Annotated in this window: 19 protein-coding genes, 2 tRNA genes, 1 rRNA gene and 1 pseudogene; 8 read left to right on the plus strand and 15 right to left on the minus strand. The window is 40.4% G+C overall.

Annotated features, from left to right (window positions below; genetic code table 11):
- Window positions 1-57: 57 nt before the first annotated feature.
- The 6 genes from ACN19N_RS14755 to ACN19N_RS14780 form a co-directional block, all read right to left on the minus strand.
- Window positions 58-133, minus strand: a tRNA-Ala gene (locus ACN19N_RS14755).
- 36 nt (window positions 134-169) lie between these two features.
- Window positions 170-246 (minus strand) — tRNA-Ile (locus tag ACN19N_RS14760).
- Window positions 247-305: 59 nt separating this feature from the next.
- Window positions 306-1,843, minus strand: a 16S ribosomal RNA gene (locus ACN19N_RS14765).
- 704 nt (window positions 1,844-2,547) lie between these two features.
- Window positions 2,548-4,524, minus strand: coding sequence for a BCCT family transporter (locus tag ACN19N_RS14770; RefSeq protein ID WP_269238889.1), 1,977 nt, complete (start codon window positions 4,522-4,524; stop codon window positions 2,548-2,550).
- 153 nt (window positions 4,525-4,677) lie between these two features.
- Window positions 4,678-5,373: an ion channel gene (locus tag ACN19N_RS14775; RefSeq protein WP_269229087.1), complete on the minus strand. Its 696-nt coding sequence runs from the start codon at window positions 5,371-5,373 to the stop codon at window positions 4,678-4,680.
- Between the two features lie 45 nt (window positions 5,374-5,418).
- Window positions 5,419-6,015 (minus strand): TetR/AcrR family transcriptional regulator, encoded by a 597-nt coding sequence (locus tag ACN19N_RS14780; RefSeq protein ID WP_269229088.1) that lies wholly within the window; start codon window positions 6,013-6,015, stop codon window positions 5,419-5,421.
- 85 nt (window positions 6,016-6,100) lie between these two features.
- Between ACN19N_RS14780 and ACN19N_RS14785 the strand changes: the two genes are divergently transcribed.
- Window positions 6,101-7,309 carry an oxygenase MpaB family protein gene (locus tag ACN19N_RS14785; protein ID WP_269238888.1) on the plus strand — a complete coding sequence of 403 codons (1,209 nt, stop codon included), beginning with the start codon at window positions 6,101-6,103 and terminating at the stop codon, window positions 7,307-7,309.
- Window positions 7,310-7,359: 50 nt separating this feature from the next.
- On the opposite strand, the gene ACN19N_RS14790 is transcribed toward ACN19N_RS14785, so the two are convergent.
- Complete coding sequence (locus ACN19N_RS14790) at window positions 7,360-9,075, minus strand: cation acetate symporter (protein ID WP_269229090.1); 1,716 nt, start codon at window positions 9,073-9,075, stop codon at window positions 7,360-7,362.
- Window position 9,076: 1 nt separating this feature from the next.
- Complete coding sequence (locus ACN19N_RS14795; protein WP_050041932.1) at window positions 9,077-9,409, minus strand: DUF485 domain-containing protein; 333 nt, start codon at window positions 9,407-9,409, stop codon at window positions 9,077-9,079.
- 184 nt (window positions 9,410-9,593) lie between these two features.
- Here ACN19N_RS14795 and ACN19N_RS14800 point away from each other — a divergent pair, with 184 nt between their 5' ends.
- Together ACN19N_RS14800 and ACN19N_RS14805 are read left to right on the plus strand one after the other, a co-directional pair.
- Window positions 9,594-13,088, plus strand: coding sequence for a PAS domain-containing hybrid sensor histidine kinase/response regulator (locus tag ACN19N_RS14800; RefSeq protein ID WP_269230485.1), 3,495 nt, complete (start codon window positions 9,594-9,596; stop codon window positions 13,086-13,088).
- 313 nt (window positions 13,089-13,401) lie between these two features.
- Window positions 13,402-14,163, plus strand: coding sequence for a hypothetical protein (locus tag ACN19N_RS14805; RefSeq protein WP_087544549.1), 762 nt, complete (start codon window positions 13,402-13,404; stop codon window positions 14,161-14,163).
- A gap of 46 nt (window positions 14,164-14,209) precedes the next feature.
- Here ACN19N_RS14805 and ACN19N_RS14810 read toward each other — a convergent pair whose 3' ends face one another.
- From ACN19N_RS14810 to def, 3 genes are all read right to left on the minus strand, one after another.
- Window positions 14,210-16,321: a TonB-dependent copper receptor gene (locus tag ACN19N_RS14810; protein ID WP_420001652.1), complete on the minus strand. Its 2,112-nt coding sequence runs from the start codon at window positions 16,319-16,321 to the stop codon at window positions 14,210-14,212.
- 73 nt (window positions 16,322-16,394) lie between these two features.
- Window positions 16,395-16,805 (minus strand): DUF2946 family protein, encoded by a 411-nt coding sequence (locus ACN19N_RS14815; protein ID WP_293746354.1) that lies wholly within the window; start codon window positions 16,803-16,805, stop codon window positions 16,395-16,397.
- 50 nt (window positions 16,806-16,855) lie between these two features.
- Window positions 16,856-17,386: a peptide deformylase gene (gene def, locus ACN19N_RS14820; RefSeq protein WP_269229093.1), complete on the minus strand. Its 531-nt coding sequence runs from the start codon at window positions 17,384-17,386 to the stop codon at window positions 16,856-16,858.
- Between the two features lie 120 nt (window positions 17,387-17,506).
- On the opposite strand from def, the gene ACN19N_RS14825 reads away from it, so the two are divergent.
- From ACN19N_RS14825 to ACN19N_RS14835, 3 genes are read left to right on the plus strand one after another with little or no spacing between them, the layout of a single operon-like run.
- On the plus strand, window positions 17,507-18,658 hold the full coding sequence (locus ACN19N_RS14825) for a LysM peptidoglycan-binding domain-containing protein (protein WP_293746352.1): 1,152 nt from the start codon (window positions 17,507-17,509) through the stop codon (window positions 18,656-18,658).
- 13 nt (window positions 18,659-18,671) lie between these two features.
- Complete coding sequence (gene dprA, locus ACN19N_RS14830; protein ID WP_420001653.1) at window positions 18,672-19,802, plus strand: DNA-processing protein DprA; 1,131 nt, start codon at window positions 18,672-18,674, stop codon at window positions 19,800-19,802.
- Window positions 19,803-19,834: 32 nt separating this feature from the next.
- Entirely contained in the window at window positions 19,835-20,404 is a 570-nt protein-coding gene (locus tag ACN19N_RS14835; RefSeq protein WP_269229096.1) for a Sua5/YciO/YrdC/YwlC family protein, read from the plus strand.
- A gap of 391 nt (window positions 20,405-20,795) precedes the next feature.
- Here the strand turns inward: ACN19N_RS14835 and ACN19N_RS14840 are convergent, their stop codons facing one another.
- Window positions 20,796-21,716 (minus strand): DMT family transporter, encoded by a 921-nt coding sequence (locus ACN19N_RS14840; protein WP_269229097.1) that lies wholly within the window; start codon window positions 21,714-21,716, stop codon window positions 20,796-20,798.
- Window positions 21,717-21,994: 278 nt separating this feature from the next.
- Between ACN19N_RS14840 and ACN19N_RS14845 the strand changes: the two genes are divergently transcribed.
- A complete protein-coding gene (locus tag ACN19N_RS14845; RefSeq protein ID WP_420001654.1) occupies window positions 21,995-22,768 on the plus strand; it encodes an AraC family transcriptional regulator in 774 nt (257 codons plus the stop codon).
- Window positions 22,769-22,886: 118 nt separating this feature from the next.
- Window positions 22,887-23,432 (plus strand): glutathione peroxidase, encoded by a 546-nt coding sequence (locus ACN19N_RS14850; RefSeq protein ID WP_420001655.1) that lies wholly within the window; start codon window positions 22,887-22,889, stop codon window positions 23,430-23,432.
- 349 nt (window positions 23,433-23,781) lie between these two features.
- Here the strand turns inward: ACN19N_RS14850 and ACN19N_RS14855 are convergent, their stop codons facing one another.
- The 3 genes and pseudogenes from ACN19N_RS14855 to ACN19N_RS14865 all read right to left on the minus strand — a co-directional run bounded on the left by ACN19N_RS14855 (window position 23,782) and on the right by ACN19N_RS14865 (window position 24,794).
- Entirely contained in the window at window positions 23,782-23,883 is a 102-nt protein-coding gene (locus ACN19N_RS14855; protein WP_420002403.1) for a transposase, read from the minus strand.
- Window positions 23,875-24,227: pseudogene (locus ACN19N_RS14860) on the minus strand (hypothetical protein); the annotation flags it as partial. The pseudogene ACN19N_RS14860 and the gene ACN19N_RS14855, both read right to left, overlap by 9 nt.
- A 147-nt stretch (window positions 24,228-24,374) precedes the next feature.
- Entirely contained in the window at window positions 24,375-24,794 is a 420-nt protein-coding gene (locus ACN19N_RS14865) for a F0F1 ATP synthase subunit epsilon (RefSeq protein WP_004665198.1), read from the minus strand.
- Window positions 24,795-24,809 lie beyond the last annotated feature (15 nt).

Here is a 24,809-nt window from a genome sequence, read left to right on the forward strand (position 1 = left end):
ATTAGACTGTATTCACTAAACTCTATAATCTTCTTAGCTTGTACTCTGTAAAGTACATGGTGGAGACTAGGAGAGTCGAACTCCTGACCTCCTGCGTGCAAAGCAGGCGCTCTACCAACTAAGCTAAGTCCCCAGCTTATCACTTAATGAACGATATATCTTTCAGATTTGGTGGGTCTGACAAGACTTGAACTTGTGACCCCACGCTTATCAAGCGTGTGCTCTAACCAACTGAGCTACAGACCCTCAGATACATCTTCGAAGAACAACTTGTTGTGGATTCTTACCGATCGTCAATCTTTCGTTAAGGAGGTGATCCAGCCGCAGGTTCCCCTACGGCTACCTTGTTACGACTTCACCCCAGTCATCGGCCACACCGTGGTAAGCGTCCTCCTTACGGTTAGACTACCTACTTCTGGTGCAACAAACTCCCATGGTGTGACGGGCGGTGTGTACAAGGCCCGGGAACGTATTCACCGCGGCATTCTGATCCGCGATTACTAGCGATTCCGACTTCATGGAGTCGAGTTGCAGACTCCAATCCGGACTACGATCGGCTTTTTGAGATTAGCATCCTATCGCTAGGTAGCAACCCTTTGTACCGACCATTGTAGCACGTGTGTAGCCCTGGCCGTAAGGGCCATGATGACTTGACGTCGTCCCCGCCTTCCTCCAGTTTGTCACTGGCAGTATCCTTAAAGTTCCCGACATTACTCGCTGGCAAATAAGGAAAAGGGTTGCGCTCGTTGCGGGACTTAACCCAACATCTCACGACACGAGCTGACGACAGCCATGCAGCACCTGTATCTAGATTCCCGAAGGCACCAATCCATCTCTGGAAAGTTTCTAGTATGTCAAGGCCAGGTAAGGTTCTTCGCGTTGCATCGAATTAAACCACATGCTCCACCGCTTGTGCGGGCCCCCGTCAATTCATTTGAGTTTTAGTCTTGCGACCGTACTCCCCAGGCGGTCTACTTATCGCGTTAGCTGCGCCACTAAAGCCTCAAAGGCCCCAACGGCTAGTAGACATCGTTTACGGCATGGACTACCAGGGTATCTAATCCTGTTTGCTCCCCATGCTTTCGTACCTCAGCGTCAGTATTAGGCCAGATGGCTGCCTTCGCCATCGGTATTCCTCCAGATCTCTACGCATTTCACCGCTACACCTGGAATTCTACCATCCTCTCCCATACTCTAGCTGACCAGTATCGAATGCAATTCCTAAGTTAAGCTCAGGGATTTCACATCCGACTTAATCAGCCGCCTACGCACGCTTTACGCCCAGTAAATCCGATTAACGCTCGCACCCTCTGTATTACCGCGGCTGCTGGCACAGAGTTAGCCGGTGCTTATTCTGCGAGTAACGTCCACTATCCAGTAGTATTAATACTAGTAGCCTCCTCCTCGCTTAAAGTGCTTTACAACCAAAAGGCCTTCTTCACACACGCGGCATGGCTGGATCAGGCTTCCGCCCATTGTCCAATATTCCCCACTGCTGCCTCCCGTAGGAGTCTGGGCCGTGTCTCAGTCCCAGTGTGGCGGATCATCCTCTCAGACCCGCTACAGATCGTCGCCTTGGTAGGCCTTTACCCCACCAACTAGCTAATCCGACTTAGGCTCATCATTTAGCGCAAGGTCCGAAGATCCCCTGCTTTCTCCCGTAGGACGTATGCGGTATTAGCATTCCTTTCGGAATGTTGTCCCCCACTAAATGGCAGATTCCTAAGCATTACTCACCCGTCCGCCGCTAAGATAAGGTGCAAGCACCTCATCTCCGCTCGACTTGCATGTGTTAAGCCTGCCGCCAGCGTTCAATCTGAGCCATGATCAAACTCTTCAGTTTAAAATCATTAGTAGCTTATGGCTACAAATCTTGGCTCATCAATTTTCTGACTAAAAATTCGCTCAAATAAACTTCGAGAAATTTCTACCATTCAATCAATGAAATATTTTCGATTGATCAACCAGTAAAAATCCACACAAGTTGTTCTTCTATTCTCTTAATGATCTTCTCGATGATTCGTCATCATCAAGCTAGGTCGGCTATGTTACTCTAATTTAAACTAAAGTCAACAGGTAATTTCGATATTTTTTAAACCTACCAATCAATCCAAGAATCTAACCCTTCTAGCCAAATCCTTGTTTCTCAACAAGTTTTTATCTGCATCACCGCCGATGGATGTGCATTCTACAGCATTTCACTACCAACGCAACACCTTTTAAAAATTAAATGAATCGGTTGTTTTTTTTTTAAACTTTAACTTACCTAATTCACTGATTTATATAATTTAAAATTTATTAATTATCTTAAAAGTGAATTTAAATAAACTAACTAACTGAAATTTAAATATTTTATTAAAAATCTGTTTTTATTATCAGCAATAAAGCAGCTTTATTTTTATATTTGGCTTTTATTTTAACCACCTTACTCCATGCAAAAATCTGTCTCTTATTCGATTGATGTTTGAAATTTCACCACCCAGAATAAAAACAACGGCTTTGATCGCTCAAAACCGTTGTTTTCAGTATTGCAATAAGTACTTTCTCTTAAGGAGTACTCCCTCTCACAATATTCAAGAAGTATAGATGACGTTCATATTGATCAATAATGTCTTGGATTAAATCTTCTTGCGTCCAATCCATTACATCATAGTTTTGTCCACCCTCTCTTAAAAAGACTTCTGCTTGGAAGTAATTGGTCTCATCTTCCTCTGCTCGTCCCAACATGAAGCTTGGTGGAACAGTAGAATGTGAGATCACTTTATAAGTGAAGTTAATTTCATGATGATGATCGACATGCAGTTGCAGACCATTTTCGATTTCACGAATCCCCACTTCCAAGTGACGGCGTTTGAATTCACGCTGAATACTTTCAAAAGCCATACGAACTTGTGTGTCGATATAGTGCTGAACTTCAGTTTCAGTATGCGGATAATGCATGATTAAACCTAAACGCTGCTGCCAACTGCGTGGATTATTGATGGCACGTGGCGTAATACGCGCCTCTTGAATGGCCTTCATTTTGGTGACATCCAATTTTAAGGCTTTGAGCAAACCCCAACTCATAAATAACATGACCAATGTAAATGGCAATGCACTCATAATAATAGAGGATTGCAATGCAGACAGACCACCAACCAATAGCAGGATAATGGCCAAGGCTGCCATCAATACGGTCCAAAATAGTCTTTGCCATGTTGGAGAGTTTTCAGTCTTAGCTGTGAGATAATCGGTAACCAAAGCACCCGAATCCGCAGATGTTACGAAAAAGAGCATCACCAATACGGTTGCCAGCAAACTCATCACACCCGAAAATGGCAAATGATTTAAAAACTCAAATAAAGCGACTGATGAATCGTGCTGTACTGCTTGAATTAAGGCAACATTATGCTCTTGCATAATGCTAAACAGTGCTGCATTTCCTAAAAACCCCATCCAGATAATGGTGAAACCTGTTGGAATCAGTAACACACCCACAATAAACTCACGGATGGTTCGACCTCGTGACACGCGCGCAATAAACATACCCACAAACGGCGACCATGAAATCCACCATGCCCAATAAAGAATCGTCCAACCGCCAATCCAGCCATTAGGTTGATAGGCATATAGGTTGAAAGTCATGCTAAATAAATTCGAAATATACGATCCTGTATTTTGAATCGTCGTTTGCAGCAAGTAGATACTTGGGCCCGCAATAAATACAAAGGCGAGCAATACTAAAGCCAAGATTAAATTCAGTTCTGAGAGACGTTTTACACCTTTATCAAGTCCTAAAAAAACAGATAAAGATGCTAAAACACTGACAAAAATAATCAGGATCACCTGAACATTGCTGCTTTGCTCAACCCCAAATAGATAATGCAGACCTGAATTGATTTGCGTCACACCAAAACCTAAAGAGGTCGCAACCCCGAAAACCGTACCAATGGTCGCAAAGGTATCAATCCCATCCCCCCAAGGACCATAAATTTTCTTACCAATAATGGGATATAATGCTGAACGGGTTTTTAACGGTAAATTATGGCGATAAGCAAAATAGGCTAAAGCCAATCCAACCATGGCGTAAATTGCCCATGCATGTAAGCCCCAATGGAAAAAGGTAATCCTTAAGGCTTGTTGCGCAGATGCAATACTTTCAGAATCTCCACTCGGTGGGCTGACATAATGCATCACAGGTTCTGCAACACCGAAGAACATCAAACCGATGCCCATACCTGCGGTAAACAGCATGGCAAACCACGAACCATTGCTATATTCAGGTTGGCTATGATCGGGTCCTAACTTAATTTTCCCACTGGCAGAACAGGCAATATAAATCAGTAGAATCAGAAAAACAGCAACAGATAAAACATAAAACCAACTAAAAGAATCTGTAATCCATTGCTTTAACTGTTGGGTGAGAAGTTCAAATGAACTGGGTGCGATAATGACAATTGCGATAAAAATCGCAATGATAATCACCGTGCTTAAAAACACGTTTGGATTCACATTCGCAAACTGCGAAGATGGCTTGGAAGGCATAATTCCCCCATATTTTTTTAATGATAACGACAGACCCTAAGGGTCAAATAAGACATTCACAATGTGAACAAAAGCGAGTTTAAATTTTGCAAAAACTCGATATAAATTATAAAAAATGTGAAAAATAAAGCAGTTGTAATGCTGTAACTGTATTTATTCTTTATCGCTCGATTGCTTAGGTAAATGGGCAATATATTGCAATGCAATTAATCGAGAAACTACGACAGCGAGATACATCACCCCACCAAACATTTGTAGCATGGTTAATACTCTAGCGGCTGGGCTAATTGGCATCAAATCAGATAAACCCGTTGCTGATTGCAGACTAAAACTCAGAAATAATAAATCGAGCCAAACTTGTAAATCTTGTGGCTGATTTGGGTTTTGAAAACTATTGGGTAAAAGCAACTGGCAAATACTATATAAAAAGGCGAATGCCCAAGCGATGAGAGTAAAAACTGCACCTGCAGCAAATAATTCATCTTTGGTGAGATAACGATCTGCAAACATATAGCGTAATAATCCATAAGCCGCATAAAAATACGCTAATGCTTCAAAACTATAAGCGATAATTTGGATTGTCGAATTGTCATAGCCAATAAAAATTAAAATTGAAAATAGAAAAGCGCCACTGACAAAGATTAAGCCCCAAAATGTAAATACTGGTGTTTGGCGAATGACCTTGGCGATAATTAAGAGAGCTAAAACACCTAGTGACCAAGTTAAAGCACGATATTCACTATCTCCATAAGTCAACATCGCCATAACTAATAATGCCAATTGCACCAACAACAACCACGCAGAAGGTAATAAACGAAAACCACCCCAAAATTGTTTTAAGCTTTGCATGTTGTTTTCCTTGTGATTGTTATGATTTTCATTAAGTTAATGGCATCACACCGTATCTAAAAAGGCAACAATCATTTTAGAGAGTTCTTGTTGCAAACGTTGTTCTTCAATTAAAAAGGTATTTTTACTGGCATAACGCATCATGGTAAATAAAGTACTGTTAATAATCACAAAAGACTTGTGTTTTAAAGTCTCAAAATCCCAATGGGGGTAGTAACGTCCAAATAAGTACATCCCCACTTCCAAGAAATGCTGCTCCAATACTTGTGCCGCTTCTGAATCACTATAGGTATGCCAATTTTTTAAGATTTCGATAAAAAAACCATGATCTGATTTCAATGATTCAAAACCAAAAGTGATACTTAATGTGATGATGTCTTGAATAGCTGTTTGTTGTTGGAGCATCACTAACTGCTTTAGTGCTTGCCCTAAATTTTCGCTTTTACGTAACAATAGTTCAGCAACAATCTGTTCTTTATTTTCAAAGTATTGATAAATTGACCCGACACTTACCCCTGATTTTTCAGAAATTTTAGGTGTAGTTAATTGTAATACACCATATTCAGAAATACATTTTTGCGTTCCCTCCAGAATACTTTCGACGATCATTTTTGCACGTTGCTGCTGGGGTCTTTTTCTCATGTTCAGCCTTTATTAAAACGCGAATTGAATACGAATATTTATTCATATTAAGCTTTGATTAAATAACAATCAAAGGCTTTCTACAATGCAAAGCATCGTTAAACCTAAACGCTTAGCAGCGTTTGAAGACATGATTCAATCGAATATTAAAACCAAAATTCTTGGTTATATGACGCATCAACAAATTCAACCGAATTATCAAGAATATCTCGCCTTGAACACAGCCTTGCAAAGTGGTGATGCACCCATGGATCAACTGCTACTTTGGATACTTCAAAATCCCAAACAGCATCGAAAATATTTTGAAACGGCGCTGTATGAAGGTTTAGATAAGCTGCCGCTTGAAATTCCTGAACTCAACTGCTTCTTTCAATTGGTGGGACAAAAACCTGATTGGTATGAGCAAGCCAAAGTCGATCAAGCACTTAAATTTACCTATCGCCTAGGCATCAATAACGGACTGATCCTACGAGATTTATCTCTAATGACAGGTTATTTGTACCCTGGTTTTAACCAACCCTTGGTCCTGACAGGCGCATTAAAAAAACAGGCAGGTACACGTTTAGCCGAAACAACTAAATGGTGGGTCGATATCACCGAACAAGATGGGTTTGAACGTTTTAGTAAAGGCTTTACCTCCACGATCTTTGTGCGTTTTATTCACTCACTGGTACGCCATCAATTACAAAAATCGGAGAAATGGGATGCCGAGACTTGGGGGCTACCTATTAACCAATATGATCAGGCCATGACCAATATTGCCTTTAGTGGCGTGGTATTGATTGGTATAAGGGCATTGGGAATTTTTCCTAGCGCACAAGAAGTTGATAGTTTTTTACATTTTTGGAAATATGCGGGTTGGTTGATGGGCGTTGAAGAAAAATGGTTAGTGGATAATGAAGCTGATGGATGGAAGCTCATGTACTGGATGCAGTTTTCACATCCTCAATCTGATGAGAGCAGTATTTCTCTTGGCTCTAGTCTTTCCAAAGAACCCTTTGAACGGAAATATCGTTACTTACGCTCTTTTCAGCAAAAACTAGCCTATAAGCAACACCTCGAAATTACCCAGTTCTTTATTGGTCGCAAGAAAATGCAGAAATTGGGTTTAGCACCTCAGTCAGCCTCATGGTTTGCTTATTATTTAATTGGTCGAAATCTAGCACTTTATACAGGTGCGAAACATATTCCAAAATTAAATCAACTGCTTGAAGAAAAAGGGCGGCATTTGCAACGAATCGGTTTGTCACTCTATCATAATCAAGCTCAACAACTGGCCAGTATGCATCAATAATAGAAAAAGCCCTCAAAATTGAGGGCTGTAATTTTTAGGATTCGATCTATTTAGTGATCAGATGCACCAGAGATACCAATACCTGTTTGTGAACGAACAAACTGAGCATCGAACGCTTTACGCTCTTTCTCTGCACGTGCAGTTTTATCAGTTACTGAGAAGAACCAGCAGCAAAGGAAAGATAATGGCATCGCGAAAATTGCAGGGCCATTGAATGGATTCACTGGAGTATCTGAAAGTTTCAAGGTGTCAACCCAAACCGCTTTAGACAGAATGATTAGGGTTACAGCAGTCACTAGACCAACAACACCACCGATCACCGCACCGCGTGTCGTTAAACCTTTCCAGAACATAGACAATACAAGTACTGGGAAGTTTGCACAACATGCAACAGAGAATGCTAAACCAACCATGAACGCAACGTTTTGTTTTTCGAACAAAATCCCTAGAATCATGGCAAAGATTGCTAAACCTAAAGTCGCAATTTTTGACATACGTAATTCAGATTGAGGCGTTGTTTGACCTTTTTTGAATACGTTTGCATATAAGTCATGTGAAATCGCAGATGCGCCTGAAAGTGTTAAGCCTGCAACTACAGCGAGAATCGTTGCGAATGCAACCGCTGAGATGAAGCCCATGAACAAGTCACCACCGACTGCATCACTTAAGTGAACCGCAGCCATGTTGTTACCACCAACCAACTCTAATTTACCTGTTACCGCTGCTTTCGCAACATCAAGGAATTGAGGGTTGTTTGAAACGAATAAGATCGCACCGAAACCAATGATGAAAGTTAATAGATAGAAGTAACCAATAAAGCCTGTTGCAACAACAACTGATTTACGTGCTTCTTTAGCATCTTTAACCGTAAAGAAACGCATTAAGATATGTGGTAAGCCCGCAGTACCAAACATTAATGCAAGACCAAGTGATAAAGCATCAATCGGGTTTGCAGCCAATTTACCAGGCCCCATGATTTTTGCAGCTTCATCCCAGCTAATGCTGTGAGATTGGCTATACACACCAATCGCTTGATTGAACATGTTTGAAAAACTAAAGCCAACAGCTTTCATCACCATGAATGCCATGAATGTTGCACCACTGAGTAACATTACGGCTTTAATGATTTGTACCCAAGTGGTTGCTAACATACCACCAAAAATTACGTATGCCATCATCAACAAACCGACGATTACAACCGCAATATTATAGTTCAAACCAAAAAGTAATTTGATTAACTGACCTGCTCCTACCATTTGAGCAATCAGATAAAATGCAACCACAACTAAAGAACTTAATGCAGCTAAGGTACGAACTGGTTTTTCTTCCAAACGGAAAGAAACTACATCAGAAAGATTATATTTACCTAAGTTACGTAAACGTTCAGCAACAAGGAAAAGTACGATTGGCCAACCGACCATGAAACCAAGTGAATAGAGCAAACCATCAAAGCCTGAACTGAACACAAGTGCTGAAATACCGAGGAACGATGCGGCTGACATATAGTCACCTGCAATCGCTAAACCATTTTGGAAGCCACTAATTCCACCACCTGCGGTATAGAAATCAGCTGTATTCGTGGTTTGTTTTGCTGCCCACTTAGTAATAAACAAAGTGAAACCAACAAAAATGGTGAACATGATGATTGCATGCCAGTTTGTTGCCTGTTGCTCTGCTGCACCTAAATCAGGGCTAGCAAATGCAACGTGAGAACAACATAGGCTTGCAAGCGCGAACAGTTTCGCTTTGAATGACGTCCCTTTCATCTCAGTGCATCCCTTTTTCATGTGTGATTGCCTCAACTTCCTTGAGAGCCTCTTCATTCAACTGATCAAGTGTATTATTGGCGATGTATGAATAGACACCACACAATAAAAATGACAGTACGATAATGCCTAAACCGAGGGGCATGCCCCATGTTGTTACACCACCACTAAAAGAACTTGCTAGGAACTCTTTGTTATAGCCAACTAAAAGCATAAATCCGACATAGATAAACAACATGATTGCTGTTAATGTCCAACTTAATGTACGTTTTTTGCTGACCATTTCTTGAAACTTTGGATTGTGTAGAATGCGTTCTACCTGTGAGTCATCCATCATTAACTCCTTATTTTTGTGTCCAGCCGTGGACCCCTTTTTACTAGGGATTTTTCATTATTTAAATTAACAAGATTATGCTTGACTCGTAACTTAGACTTTGGTCTCTAAATACAAATCTCTGCTCATAACCCTTTTGATGCTTCGGGTATGATAGAAAATGGAGTTTGATCACGTGAGCAATATGAACAATTGGCTTATTATTGGGGTACTTGCCCTATATATCGTGCTGTTATTTGGCTGTGCTTTTTTTGGAGAAAAACATGCCAGTCGCTTAAGCACACGTGGTCGTATGTTGATGTTCAGCTTAACTTTAGGCGTATATTGTTCATCTTGGACATTTTACGGCGCAACAGGTGCAGCAGTCCGTGAAGGTATTATTTTCCTCCCGATCTATCTAGGTCCGTTGCTATTTATTTGGTTTGGTTACGATATTTGGAAACGTTTGGGTCGGATTCGACAGCATCATGCGATTTCGTCAATTGCCGATTTCGTTGCTGCTCGCTATGGCAAAAGTGGCAGCTTAGCGGCACTAGTCACCATTCTTGCAGTGATTGCAATTATCCCTTATCTCGCTTTGCAATTAAGAGCGATTGCATTGAGTGCCTCCGTTGTACTCGAACAGAATGCACATGTTCATACCACCACAAATAGTGTGTTATTACTTACAGCAGTACTTGCGATTTTGGCTATGATTTTTGGCACTCGGCATATTGCACATACCGAACAACACGGCGGCTTAATGCTTGCAGTCGCTTTTGAATCTTTTGTGAAACTGTTTGCGTTACTCAGTGTTGCAGTTTTTTTCTTATTCCAATCCCCCGAAAATATCAAACAAGTCAGCAATGATATCACTCAACATTTTCAAGATTTGCAACAATTAGGGGTTCCTGAAACCTTCTGGGTACAAACCTTACTCGCTGCGCTAGCTATGATCTGTTTACCGCGACAGTTTCATGTTGCCGTAGTCGAATTGCGTGATGAAAAACATATTCGTGGCGCAAGACGTTGGTTTGCAGCGTATTTGATTTTGACCATCATGGCGATTATTCCTATCGCCAGTTGGGCCTTACACTCCCTTCCTGATACATTAGGTACACCTGATATTGCGGTATTGGCCTTACCACTCAGCTATCAACAAGATTGGTTGGCATTACTCGCTTTTTTAGGTGGTTTCTCTGCTTCAACAGGTATGTTACTGGTTGCCTCAGTCGCACTTTCTATCATGCTCAGTAATGATTTAATTATGCCTGCTTTATGGCACTTTAAGATTATCTCTCGACACGACCAACAATTACCCAAAGTACTCAAACTGACTCGAAGAATTAGTATTATCAGTGTGATGTTACTGGGTTTTTTATTCTTCCACTTTTTTAATGACATTAATCAATTATCAGTATTTGGCCTATTGGCTTTTAGCGCAGTTGCGCAATTTTCGCCAGCCCTCATCGGTGGTTTATATTGGCGTGGTGCAAGCCGTCAAGGTGTCTATGTCGGTCTGATCATAGGCTTCATAATGTGGAGCTACACACTATTATTTCCTACTTTGTTGCGTAGCCTCCCAGAACAATATCAAGCGTTCGCACAACATTTATTATTGTTTGGGCCTTTCGATATTAATAGCTTACGTCCAGAAGCTTTACTTGGTTTTGAATCTTTTGCACCATTGACCCATGGTGTCATGTGGTCTTTGGGACTGAATATTATTTGCTATATTTGGGGTTCTCGTTTGTATCGCCCAAGTGTTGCGGAACAGATTCAGGCTGAAAGCTTTTTCTACTATGAAAGCAAACCTTTACCCTCTACCCAGACAAACCTTGATTTAACCGATTTACCGCAAAATGCAGCGCGGCTCAAAGTTGGCGATCTATTGGCTTTGGCTAAACGTATTACAGGTGATCGCCCTACAACACAAGCGTTCCAGCAATTTTGTGAACAAAATCATGTCGTACTCAATGAAAATCATGTTGCAAATGGCATGTGGTGGCGCTTCACTGAACAATACTTGGCAGGCATTATTGGTGCTGCATCAGCACGTACTTTGCTCACCACTGCCATGATCAATAATGGATTAGCACTGGGGCAAGTCGCGAATATTCTCGATCAAGCTTCACAATGGCAACGCTTTAACCAAAACCTTTTGATGACCATGATCGACCACATGACTCAAGGGGTGAGTGTTGTTGATAAAAATATGTGTTTGGTTGCATGGAACAATCAATATCTTACCTTATTTGATTATCCTAAAGACCTTGTTTATGTCGGTTGTCCAATTGCAGATTTAATTCGATATAACGCAGAACGTGGAGAATGTGGACCCGGTTCAGTTGAAGAACATGTCCGTAAACGAATTCACTGGATGAAAGTCGGTAGCGCCCATGAATTTGAACGTATTCGTAAAGATGGCTTGGTCATTCAAATGCGCGGTAATCCTATTGAGGGTGGAGGATTCGTCACAACCTTCGCCGATATTACTGCGTTCCGCGAGAATGAAGCGATTCTTGAAGAAAGAGTGAGTGATCGAACTCAACAGCTTGCAAATGCACTAACTGAACAGCAACTTGCCCGTGAACAAGCCGATAAAGCCAATCAATCTAAAAGTCGATTTTTGGCAGCGGCCAGTCACGATTTACTGCAACCGATGCATGCAGCACGTTTGTTCAGTACAGCATTAGAACAGAGTGTCAGCTCAACTGAAGATCAACAAACCTTACAACAACTTGATCGCGCACTGTATGGTGCTGAAAGCATGCTCTCTGCCCTACTCGATATTGCCCGTTTAGAAGGTGGAACCATCCAACCAAAACGCCAAGCCTATTCATTACATGACCTCTTAAATGATCTTGAATTGCAATTTAAATCAATTGCAGCGCAGCGTAATATTCAACTGTCTGTACACGATACTCAATTCTGGGTTGATACCGATCCACAATGGATGCGACGAATTATTCAGAATTTCGTTAGTAATGCATTGCGTTATACAGCACAAGGTCGTGTCGTTATTGGTGTATTACGTTCTGCACAAAGACCAAACCATATTCGAATCGGTGTTTGGGATACAGGACCTGGCATCAATGAACAACAACGGGTGAAATTATTCCAAGAATTTGAGCGTTGCGGGCATACCTCACCTTGGGGTGAACAAGGACTTGGTCTTGGTCTTGCGATTGTTCAACGTATGACGAGCCTGCTCGATTTTCCAGTGCATGTCTATTCAGAATTAGGCAAAGGTTCTTGCTTTATGATCGAAGTACCGCTAGCCGAAGCACCAAAAATTCAAGTGACTACAGCGCATGTGACCGCACTGCAACATACTGCATATAAAGTGCTTTGTTTAGACAATGATGAAACTATTTTACAAGGTATGCAGACTTTATTAAGCAAATGGGGCTATCAAATTTTTACAGCAACTGAGCCATCGGAAGCACTAAAAATAATTGAACAAGAAGATATTCAAGTGTGGTTAATCGATCAGCATTTAAATCATGATCAACGGGGATTAGATTTTATTGAACAATATCGACCTGCACATATTCCAGTTGCATTAATTACAGCAGATTCTGATCCTGAGTTGCCTCAATATTTGAAACAGCAAAATATTGTTCTATTGAAAAAACCGCTCAAACCAGCGGGATTACGTGCTTGGCTTTCTGGTTTAAAAATTATGCCGATGAGCTAAATGGCAAAATATTTTGAAACATAGGCAAAAACCATCAAAAAAAGAGTGCTGAAATGACAAAAAATTGACCAAAGTGCTCAAAAGCTTATTGGCTATGGCAAAAACGTTCACTTACACTAGTGAACGTTTGTACACTTACTTACAATTAATTAAGATATTGTTTTTATTAATAAATATTACCACAAAAACCACATCTACAACTTTAGTCGTATTCTAGTTGTTTTCTGAATAACGCATAAATTGATCAAAATGATAGGAACCTATGTCTTTGCTGTTTTAGGTTTCTAACACAATCGCCATAAAGGACATGATCATGAATAGCAATCAAGCCACTTCAGAACATAACGAGTTACAGTTTTATCGCCAATACAGTGCAAATGCATTATTACCAGAGCTCAACTGGCAGGATATTTTTGTACAGAGCAACTTAGATGATACTCATCTAAAAGCATTGAATACACTTTATCAAGCAGCCGTCCCCCTTGCCCTCAATGTATTCCATGAGCTGAATTTTGATGTATTTGCACCAGCAGCTTATCAGCCACAAGGTCTAGGACTATTTGAAAAACTAGCGTTGCAAGAACAAAAATTCTTGGATGTATTAGAAACAGAATCCGCTCATTTAGATCATGAAACACGTCATCAAATGTGGAGTATGCTACTTCGTGGTGGTGCCGTGTTAGTCTTTAAAGCATGGTTAGGTCATGTCAAAGATGGCGAAAATCAACTGGATAAAAGTCAGTTCGATGAACTATCAGATTTATTATTTATTAAAACTCGCCCAGAGCAATTAGCACAGCGTTTAAACGTAGATGCCAATGCAGAACTGACACACATTTTTTTGATGCATGAAAACGATGTATTTTTAGATCATTTCAATAGCTTGGAAACAGCGGCTTTATTTGTAGATTTAGGTGTGTATGACGCTGCTTTCTTAAGTTTACGTGATGATCGCGTCGCAGAATATCTCATCGCAAAAAACTATGTAACTCAAGAACAAATTGATGATTTGCAGTGTGCATTAAATCCATTGTATTGCGATAGTTTGATGCCTAAGCAAGACTGTTTGGCTTAACTTAAAAATAAAAACAAGGTGGAAAACCCACCTTGTTTTTTGTTAATTAGAACTTCATGCTCATACGCATCCAGTAATTTCGACCCGTATTATTGAATTGCTCTTCACTGGCAAAACCAAAACCCGAACTACCGGCTTTATTGAGGTGCTCGGTATAGGTCTTATCCAAAACGTTATCTATTCCTACAGAAAGATCGACATTTTTATTAAGACTATAACTACCATTCAATGAAATCGTTGAGAAACCTGCACTTGGTTTCAAGTCATAACCGACGATGTTACCTTGATGCAAACTAATGCGATTTTGCTGATCCACCACGCGCCACAACATACCGAGCGTATATTTATCAGCGACATAACGTAGATTTACACGCCCTTCTAAGGGTGCAATTTGTGGCAACGGAGTATTATCCGTGGTATTTTTCCCCCACGCATACATCGCACTTACATCCGCTTGAATGTGATCAGTAAATTGATAACCAATCCCTACCTCAGCACCCGCAATGGTTGCATCCACATTCTTCGCGCCAGCAGTAATGTCACTGCTACCATGCCCGCCATGTCCACCTGCATGCATATGGCTATGATCGTGATAATTCATCAGAATATAGTCATCAATCAGCCCTGCGTATGCCGACACCCATGAGTTAAATGCCCCCTGCTGCTGAGTGAAACCCAGATCTAACTGCAAGGTTTTCTCTGGGCGTACCCCATTAAAGGTATTGCTTGAACCAGCATTACCATGCTCAGGACTGAATAACTCCCAATAATCTGGCATACGTTCGACATAGCCCAAACCCACATAACTGTTCAAGCCATGCTCGACATTTTGATTTTCCAAACGAACAAAAGCACTTGGTAAAGTTTTTTCAAGCTGGGTATTGAAGCCCTTATTTTTAGAATCAGCACGCTCATCATCAACAGTGACTTGGTCTACGCGAGCACCTGTCACGATCTTATTCTGCGGATTCAATTGATAAGTCAACTCACTAAAAGCACCATAAGACTGGAAGCGCATATCCTGACGGAAGGGTACATTCATCGATGGCATGGTCGGCGAGAACATACTGCCGCCATGTTTATTAAACTGAGAATCGACCCCAGTCATTAAACTCCATTGATTCCATTCAGAAGTCATGGCCAAACGCGAGTTCAAGGTACGGCGTGTCACTTGCATGGCCATCGGGTTTGGCATCAACATGCTGTGTCCACCATGTTGCATTTCAACCAATGGTGGTGTGCGCAAACTATAATTATCCATGATATGGTCGTTATAGCTGTAATTCACCTGAGCTTCAATTTTCTTGATTACATCAGTGACATTCTTCTTTTCAAAACGCAGACCTAAACTTTCACGGGCGAATTGTGCACCATCCATTCCACGCCCAGCATATTCAGCCTCACCATCCGCTTTACCACCTGTCAACTCAAGCCAAGTGTTTTCATCTGGTGTCCAGCCCAATGCAACATCGGCATTCCAGCGTTCCCATGAAGAAGGTATGGTGTTGCCATCCCCATCTCGATAACTATTCGATTCAGAACGGTTGGCATTTAAGCGGATATATTTTTTCTCATCACCAATCGCCGCTTCAACATTCTGATCTAAACGCCCAAATGACCCCCACAATACACTCGCCTGTCCACGATATGGTTTTTCTTGCGTGAGCTTTTCAGATTCACGTTCAAAAATCACTGTTGCTGCTGAACCAGTATTAGCATATTGAACCGTTTGTGGCCCTTTAATCACTGAAATCCGATCATAGCTTTCAGGAGAAATATAAGAGGTCGGTGCATCCATACGTGCAGGACATGCACCAAGATTCTCCGTACCATCGGTTAAAATCTTGATGCGGGAGCCAAACATACCGCGGAAAGTCACATCTCCATTGGTACCACCGCTTTGTATTGAGTTAAACCCCATAATACTTTGTAGATAGTCAGCACCATCTGTCGCAGGGATGGGTTGAATCGGTTTCTTAGGATCGGCTTGCACCACTAAACCATTGCTCTCATTCGGTTGTTGTGCAGTGACCACAATCGGTGCCAGTGTGACATGTGCCTGCTCATGCTGAACAGGTTCTGCCCACGTCATTGCGGTATTTGAAGCAGCAAGAATCGCAAGCACGAGTGGTTGTAATAAAAATTTAGGTTGAGCCATGATTGGTCGCTCTTAAAACATAAGTAAAACTAGGCTAGAGTTTTGAAAACCCTAATGAAATTGACGTTTTAATTTATGCAAAGAGTGGCGGGGCTCGCCCTTGAGGCAATAAAAACAGCCGTTGCAGTGCAAAATAAACATGCTTAAATGCCTGTTGATACGCAACTAAACGGATTTGGATTCGAACTAAAACCTCTTTCACGCCGAATTCAGGCGGTAATACCAAATTGGCATACACCGTACAGTATTGACACTGGTGATTTGGATCGTGATGGTCATGTTTCGACATCAAGCTTTGATGTTGTTCAAGCTGATGTGAATGATGATGCATATTGTGCGATACAGACTGCTGTTCAGATTTTAATTTAGGCAACAATAACGCTTGGGTAATCGTTTCACAGACAGGTGCAATCTGATATTGCTTTGGGAGCAGTGGCTGCAAAAACACCGCAATCTGTAAACAGACTGCGGTGAATGCAAGCATTAAACCACTACGCAACAATAAGGGCACTTTTAATAACCGAAAAACATTTGTTAACGTTTAACCGCAACTTTTTCTTTATCGCGTTGACGCACAACTTTCTCAACTTTCTCACGTGCACGCTGACGTTTTAATGGCGATAAATAGTCTACAAAGAGTTTTCCATTTAAGTGATCCATTTCATGTTGGATACAAACTGCGAGAAGTTCGTCAGCTTCTAATTCAAATGGTTGACCTTCAAGGTTAATTGCCTCGATTTTTACACGTGACGGACGCGCAACTTTATCGTATATTTGAGGCACAGAGAGACAGCCTTCTTCGTACGGCTGCGTCTCTACGGTCAGTGGAGTGACTTTGGGGTTAATGAACACCATCGGTTGGTTTTTCTCTTCAGAGATGTCCATAACAATAAGCTGAATATGATGATCAACCTGAGATGCCGCTAAACCTATACCCGGTGCCTCGTACATGGTTTCAAACATATCTGCTGCAAGCTGACGAATATCATCAGTGACTTCTTCGACTGGCTTAGCAATGGTTCGAAGACGGGGATCAGGAAAACTTAAAATAGGTAATAAGGCCATACCGTTCCTCATTTATGCCATTGATCAGAAAACCAACTGAAGGGAATGCTTGATCAAAAAATTGTGTGTAAGGTCGTTATTATAACGCAACTACACACATAATTTTTAGGAATTATGATAATGAAAAAGGTTTTAAACGGCATACCATCATTTCATGCCTTGGGGTTAAAAAAACAACTGATTGCTGCTGCAATTTGTGCAGGATTAGGCATGAGCATAAACCTTACTCATGCGGCAAGCCCTAATGCAAACCCACCATCCGTAAAAGCGGGTGCACCACATGTCTATGTGGTGAAAAAAGGGGATACGCTTTGGGATATTTCAGGCAAATTTTTAAGCAAGCCTTGGCGCTGGCCTGAAATTTGGGCAAGCAATAAACATGTCAAGAATCCACATTGGATTTATCCTGGTGATCGCTTACTACTTTGTAGTTTGAACGGTAAGCCACTCATTGGTAAAGATGAAGGCGATGGTTGTGATGGTATCATTCGCCGTTACTCTGGCAGTGGATCTACTTTACGTCCAAAAGTTCGTATTGAGGCGCTCAATAATAGTGTTCCTGTAATTCCACTGGCACATATTCAACAATGGTTAGAACGTACCTCTATTCTTCCAGCGAATGCGATTGCAAATACCCCATATGTATTGGGTACAGCAGATAATCGTGTGTTGGCTGGTAAAGGTCAGAACATTTATGTTCGTGGTCAAGGTATCGAAAATGGTCAACGTTATGGCGTATACCGTGAAGGCGAACCGTATATCGTGCTTGATGAAAAAGGGAAGAAACAGAATCTAGGTGTTGAGCTCACGCAAGTCGCTTCTGGTGTTGCGATTACCAATGAAAAAGACATTACTACCTTTGAATTAACTGATAGTTATAATGGTGAAGTACGTCGTGGCGACCGCATCATGCTTGAACAAGATGCGATGTTACCTACTTTATTCTATCCAACTGAACCAAATCAGGTGAAAGATGGTGGTAAAGTCATCCGCGTGATGGGATCTCTGGGTACAGCAGCAAAAAATGGTGTTGTCACCGTTGATCGTGGTACAACGGATGGGATTGAAATCGGACAAGTCTTTAGTGCTTACCAAGATGGCGAAACTGTACGTGATCCAAAAACCAAAGAAAATGTGAAATTACCAGGGCAATATGTTGGTAGCATCATGATCTTCAAGAGTTTTGACCGCATCAGTTACGCTTATGTATTAGAGAGCGAATTACCAATTAAACTTGGTTCAAATATCAAGCCACCTCGTCTTGATAACTAAGCTCTAATTAGAAATGTTGAATCAGCTGTCGCCCCATCATTATCATACTGTGTTGGTGTGGTACTTGGTTCAACACTCCCTTTCTAGTTTTAAAAAAGTTCGAAACTATTTCGGTAGTTGTACGGAAGCAGTCCAAACACATCGCCTTTCTGAATGGCAACAGCTCGGTTTACACAAAAATCATTTAAAACGTCTAGAAGAATTCCAAACCCCACATGGGAAACAGCAATTTGACCACATGGTTCAATTGATTTGTCAGCATACTGATTTTATTTTAACCCCTGAAGATATCGACTACCCTACTCAACTTTTACCTTATTCAGATCATCCTCCAATTTTATTTGGTCAAGGTCAAGCTCAAGCATTATTACAACCCCAAATTTCCATGGTTGGCAGTCGTAAACCGAGTCCTCACGGGAGACAGGTTGCCTATGATTTTGCCTATTATTTAAGTGAAAAAGGATTTTACATCAGCAGTGGTTTAGCGCATGGAATTGATGAAGCAGCCCATCGTGGTGGTTTAGCCCATCATCGAACAATCGCGGTGACAGGAACAGGCTTAGATACTGTTTATCCTTCGCAGAACATCAAACTTGCACAACAAATTACTCAATCAGGTGCGATTGTCACCGAATTTCTCCCGACGACAATGCCTTTGCAACAGCATTTTCCACGTCGTAATCGTATTGTTAGTGGTTTAAGTCTTGGTGTGGTGGTTGTAGAAGCGGCATTAAAGAGTGGCTCACTCATAACTGCAAATGAGGCAGCAAATCAAGGAAAAATGGTATTTGCTATTCCAGGGCACATTTATAGTGAGCATCATCAAGGCTGTCATCAATTAATTCGTGAAGGTGCAACCTTGGTCGATCATCCTGAACAAGTCATTGAAGACTTAGCTTTACCTACACAATGGCAAGTACAACAACAAATTTCCGAAGAACCTGTAACCATCACGCCAAGCTTACCAACACATTTGATTGCTCTTTATCAAAGTCTTGACTGGGTTGGACAAGACTTGGATGAACTTTCTCAACGTCATCCAATTCCGATTGCAGAACTCACAGCCCAATTAATGGAATTAGAATTACTCGGTTTCTGTATACAACAGGGCGGTCGCTATTTACGTTGTCGTGCAATTCATTAAAATAACCTATCTTTGTCGCTAAATATAATCCCATGATTACCTCATCAATTTCGGAAGCAGCACAGCTTTTGAAGCAAGGACAAGTTCTTGCTTATCCAACAGAAGCAGTTTGGGGCTTAGGCTGCGATCCATTCAATCAACAAGCTTTTCAAAACATTCTTGAGCTAAAACATCGCCCAATTGAAAAAGGAGTCATTTTATTAGCAGGTCACTTAGGGCAAGTTGAGCATTTATTACAAAGCTTAGCCCCAAAGATACGTAAGCAAGTGATTGATAGTTGGACGGATCGTGTAGCAACTGAAAGAGCAACTACGTGGTTACTTCCCGCTGATGAGCACATTCCTACTTGGATTAAAGGTCAACATCCATTGGTTGCTGTACGTGTAACCACGCATCCTTTGTGCGTCGAACTCTGTAATGCTTTTGGCGGCTTTATTGTATCGACCAGTGCCAATCCCGCGGGACTAAATCCAGCACAAAATTTAGAACAAGCTCAAGGTTATTTTGGTCCATCCCTGAATTATTTAGAGGGTGATTTAGGACTTAGCCAAGAACCTAGTCGAATTCTCAACGCTTTAACTGGTGAAATCATTCGCGCTTGATTATGTAAATAGCGGACAAAAAAAAGCTCAGTTATATAGGGATAACTGAGCATAAAAAGGATGTGTATAATCACATCCAGAGGGTCTGCAAATTGGTTGAGTATATTCATCATTAAAAATGAATCTAGCTACTCTGAAAGCTATTATGGATCAATCATTTGATTTATACAAATATATTATTTCTCTAACAAAAAATGTGAAAAGCGTACCATTTTTGTCAGTTTTAAAATTTCAATAAAATTATATTTCTATTTTTATTGAAATTTTTTTGATCACAAACTTGATAAATATCTAAAATATATTTGAAAATCATATAGAAAGAATCTTCATTAAATAAAAATTTTGATGTGTTTGTCGCTATTTCAAACAATTTTATACCATCATTTCATATTTAAGTGGAGCTTTCAATCCATTCTACAGGTGCTTTCTCCGTTTTCTTTTGCGCTAAAATGATACCGACCAAAATCGTCACACCGCCTAAGGTATGGTAGATCGTCCAATGCTCAGATAGCCATACACTTGCAATAATTGCAGTAAATACAGGCATCAAATTCATAAAAATACTAGTACGGTTTGGACCAATGGATTGAACAGCAACCATCCATAATAAAGGTGCAATCAGCGATGGAAACACGCCTGCATACAATACACTTGCTGCATTATTTACATTAATTGCATCTAAGCCCAACCAAAGTAGAAATGGAAGATGGTATAGCAATGCAAAGGCGATTTGGGTATAGAGACTGGTCATCAATGGCAATTGTACTTGCCATTTTTTTAGAAAGACGCCATAAAATGCATAAAATCCTACAGCCAAGACCATGACAGCATCTCCCCAATGGCCTCCTTGATCAAATAAGCGAGAGAAATGCCCTTGGCTCATCACATAAAGTAGGCCGAAAAATGATAAGAAACTGCCAAAGATTGCAAATCGATTTGGTTTATCTTTTAAAATAATATAAGAGATAAAAATGGTAAAAACTGGAACAAAGGCATTTACAATACCCATATTTGTTGCAGTGGTATAATGTGCTGCTGTATAAGAAAGCCCTTGATACAACACCATTCCAAAAGCGCTCAGAACTGCTAATTTAGGAATATATGGGCGAATCAAAGCTCGCTGTTTCCATACTTTAGGCAACATAAATGGTGTCAAAATGAGAAAGGCAACAAACCAGCGATAAAAACTAATACTGACGGGTGAAATATAGTCCGCAACATAACGAGTCACTGCAATATTTAACGACCAAATTAAGACTGCTATCAATGGCAGTACAAATGCCCATTTTTGGTATCTACTTAACTGAGTCATCAGCCATCTCACAATATTTCTAGATTAGGAATATTCTGAAAGATGTCTAAAATAATTGAAATATCGTATTTCAGACATTTATACCGCTATGTCGACATCAAATCTAAAAGCAGATCCAAATTTACAACTTGAGACTTATACGCTTGATCATTTCAATAAAAATATCTTAATTTATGCTGTAATCAGCTTTATTACCTTCGTCTGTATCCATCTTTTCACTTTAGTAAAAGGCTTGAATACTCCTCAAATCAGTTTTGAAAACTCAATGAGATCCCTAAATGAAACCTGATGATATTGAGCAATTCCCTCTTTTAAATGGCATAGAAGTACATGAGTTTCTCTACCAAAAAGATGATATTGTCAGCCCTCATTCTTCACTTTGGGGTGATTTTAATTTTAGTTTAAATGGCACTTTAGAATTTGATATTGAAGGAAAATATTATCTATCACCACCCAGTTATGGACTTTGGTTACCTCCACGCACTGAACACCAATCGCTCCCCGTTGCACATGAAATTCATTATATTTGTATTCGCCTACATCCTAGATACGGAGATTTTTTAGGGGATACGTGCCGCTGCTTCAGTATTGAGCCATTTTTTCGTGCTTTGGTCGTTCAAATCTTAGCGCAACAAAAACAGAATGCTTCACCTGAATATCTCGAGCATTTACTGCAAGTTTTATTTGACCAATTGAAGCAAACGCCAGCACATTCTCACTATTTACCTCAAAGCAACCACCCAATCTTAGCACCGATCTTAGAAAAACTTGCGGATCCAGAACAATTCAATATGAGCCTACAACAAGTGTTGTATAATTTTACGGTCAGTGAGCGCCATGTGTTACGGCTGAGCCAACAAGAATTGCAACTCTCTCTGTCAGAATGGCGCAATCGAGCCAAAATTATTTTTGCAATCAATCAAATTCGTCAAGGGATGACCATTAAACAACTGGCATACGTTTTAGGTTATCATCATAGCTCTAGCTTTATTGAATTCTTCAAACGCTATACTGGACAAACCCCAATCCAACTTAAAAATGCCTCAATATAAAGGTCATGCCTACTTTTACGCATAATTTGTATGGATTCATCTCAAGAGCATTGCACTCCACTAAATTAGCAGTTAAAACAAACAAGTATTTTCACAACAACAAATTAGGACGTAACCAATGAGCCAATCGGTTTATCACATTCCAGTGAAAGATATTAAAGGTCAAGAGGTTGATCTTGATCAATACCAAGGTAAGGTTTTACTGATTGTTAACGTTGCATCTAAATGTGGCTTAACGCCACAGTACGAAGGTTTAGAAAAACTTTACCAAGCGAAAAAAGATCAAGGTTTAGAAATTTTAGGCTTCCCTGCGAATAATTTCTTAGAGCAGGAGCCAGGCACAAATGATGAAATCGAACAATTTTGTTCACTCAACTATGATGTACATTTCCCTTTATTTGCAAAAATCTCTGTTGCAGGTGAAGACAAACATCCTTTATATCAAACACTCACACAAGCGATCCCAGAACGTCTTGGTGAAGGGCCTTGGTGGAAAGACCTCGTTGATTATGGCTTAACACCAAACAATCCACCTGAAGTATTATGGAATTTTGAGAAATTCTTAGTCAATAAAAATGGGGAAATTGTGGCACGCTTTGCCCCTGATATCACCGCAGATGATGAGCGTATCGTGACTGCGATTGAAGCTGAACTAGCCAAATAATTTTTATAAGTTTATAGAAAAGAATAGTTTATCTATTCTTTTCTATTTTAAATATTAAATCCACTTTCTATGGATTTCATCTCGCAAAATGTTGGTGAATTGCAACAATCATTTTTTCTTCATTTTTATCATTATAGTGCTCGCTTCTCATAGGCTAGTATCTTTTTGCCATGATGGAAAACTTATCTATCAAAGCCACTCTCTCATCCATAACACTTTTGGCAGCATCGTTTTTATTTACAACTTGCGATCAGACTCCACCAGATAATAGCTATAGTAAAACTGTTTAATTATTCATACATTTGTTGAAAAATAACCGAAATAATTGATCAATTGAATCAACCAACCACTATTTACGCTTGCGTTTAACCCATGCCCACATCTTTTCTATAGGATTTAAATCAGGACTGTATGCAGGAAGCCAAAGTATCTGATGCCCTTGTTGTTCCAATAACGCCTGTGTATCCGCTCTTTTATACGGTTGATTTGCATACTGCAAACGAAATGCTAGGCACTGTTCAAACCATGCAAAACGATGAGCATGTTGCTTATATTTAGGAATAAAAGTACGAATAATTAGCTCGATCAAGCGTAATAAACATACTATCTCATCAGTTGTATGATGCTGAAAATGCCATGTTTTGGGTAAAGTCAGCTGAAGCAGTGGGAATAAAAGCCTGCTGTTAATTCTGGCTGAGCTAATGTAACAAGCTTCAGTTGATTTCTAACTGATAAATGATGCCCTTGTTGCTCAATGCGATCTAAACGCAACTTTAAGACATTACTTGCTAACATACTTTTCCTAATCAAATTTTTATAAGTGCTATTGATTGAATAAAAATTTAGATCAAAGATTTATCTACTGCTCTAAAGCCTCATCTTATTATTTTTTTAGCAAAAAAAAGCCACCTTTCGGCGGCTTTCTCAATCTTAAATCTGCAATTACATTGCACGATTCTTGATTTTACGGATGGTTTCAAGCTGAGCCGCAGTTTCTGCAAGCGCAGCAAGAGCAGCAGCCGAGTCCAAATCACTCTTTTGATTTGCTAACAATTGTTCAGCTTGTTTACGAGCTTCCATAATTGCAGCTTCATCTAAGTTGTCAGCACGGATTGCAGTATCTGCAAGCACCGTAACAACATGAGGTTGAACTTCTAACACACCGCCTGATACATACACGATTTCTTCTGTACCATTTTCCAACTGAACACGGATCGGTCCCGGTTGGAGTAAAGTTACAAGTGGCGCATGCCCTGGTAAAATACCTAGCTCACCACCCGCACCTTTTGCGATTAACATCGTAACTTGTCCAGAGTAAATAGACTCTTTAACACTTACGACATCACATTGCATAGTCGCCATGAGATGATCTCCTTA

Origin of the sequence: Acinetobacter sp. LF10 (genome assembly GCF_048585715.1) — a bacterium.
Classification (GTDB): domain Bacteria; phylum Pseudomonadota; class Gammaproteobacteria; order Pseudomonadales; family Moraxellaceae; genus Acinetobacter.

Bases quoted from the DNA above. Each gene is read 5' to 3' on its own strand.
- ACN19N_RS14865 (WP_004665198.1), bottom strand. From the start codon at position 24,794: ATGGCGACTATGCAATGTGATGTCGTAAGTGTTAAAGAGTCTATTTAC.
- ACN19N_RS14825 (WP_293746352.1), top strand. From the start codon at position 17,507: ATGAAAAAGGTTTTAAACGGCATACCATCATTTCATGCCTTGGGGTTA.
- ACN19N_RS14805 (WP_087544549.1), top strand. From the start codon at position 13,402: ATGAATAGCAATCAAGCCACTTCAGAACATAACGAGTTACAGTTTTAT.
- ACN19N_RS14785 (WP_269238888.1), top strand. From the start codon at position 6,101: ATGCAAAGCATCGTTAAACCTAAACGCTTAGCAGCGTTTGAAGACATG.
- def (WP_269229093.1), bottom strand. From the start codon at position 17,386: ATGGCCTTATTACCTATTTTAAGTTTTCCTGATCCCCGTCTTCGAACC.
- dprA (WP_420001653.1), top strand. From the start codon at position 18,672: ATGTTGAATCAGCTGTCGCCCCATCATTATCATACTGTGTTGGTGTGG.
- ACN19N_RS14845 (WP_420001654.1), top strand. From the start codon at position 21,995: ATGAAACCTGATGATATTGAGCAATTCCCTCTTTTAAATGGCATAGAA.
- ACN19N_RS14780 (WP_269229088.1), bottom strand. From the start codon at position 6,015: ATGAGAAAAAGACCCCAGCAGCAACGTGCAAAAATGATCGTCGAAAGT.
- ACN19N_RS14790 (WP_269229090.1), bottom strand. From the start codon at position 9,075: ATGAAAGGGACGTCATTCAAAGCGAAACTGTTCGCGCTTGCAAGCCTA.
- ACN19N_RS14810 (WP_420001652.1), bottom strand. From the start codon at position 16,321: ATGGCTCAACCTAAATTTTTATTACAACCACTCGTGCTTGCGATTCTT.
- ACN19N_RS14835 (WP_269229096.1), top strand. From the start codon at position 19,835: ATGATTACCTCATCAATTTCGGAAGCAGCACAGCTTTTGAAGCAAGGA.
- ACN19N_RS14775 (WP_269229087.1), bottom strand. From the start codon at position 5,373: ATGCAAAGCTTAAAACAATTTTGGGGTGGTTTTCGTTTATTACCTTCT.
- ACN19N_RS14795 (WP_050041932.1), bottom strand. From the start codon at position 9,409: ATGGATGACTCACAGGTAGAACGCATTCTACACAATCCAAAGTTTCAA.
- ACN19N_RS14770 (WP_269238889.1), bottom strand. From the start codon at position 4,524: ATGCCTTCCAAGCCATCTTCGCAGTTTGCGAATGTGAATCCAAACGTG.
- ACN19N_RS14840 (WP_269229097.1), bottom strand. From the start codon at position 21,716: ATGACTCAGTTAAGTAGATACCAAAAATGGGCATTTGTACTGCCATTG.
- ACN19N_RS14815 (WP_293746354.1), bottom strand. From the start codon at position 16,805: ATGCTTGCATTCACCGCAGTCTGTTTACAGATTGCGGTGTTTTTGCAG.
- ACN19N_RS14800 (WP_269230485.1), top strand. From the start codon at position 9,594: ATGAACAATTGGCTTATTATTGGGGTACTTGCCCTATATATCGTGCTG.
- ACN19N_RS14850 (WP_420001655.1), top strand. From the start codon at position 22,887: ATGAGCCAATCGGTTTATCACATTCCAGTGAAAGATATTAAAGGTCAA.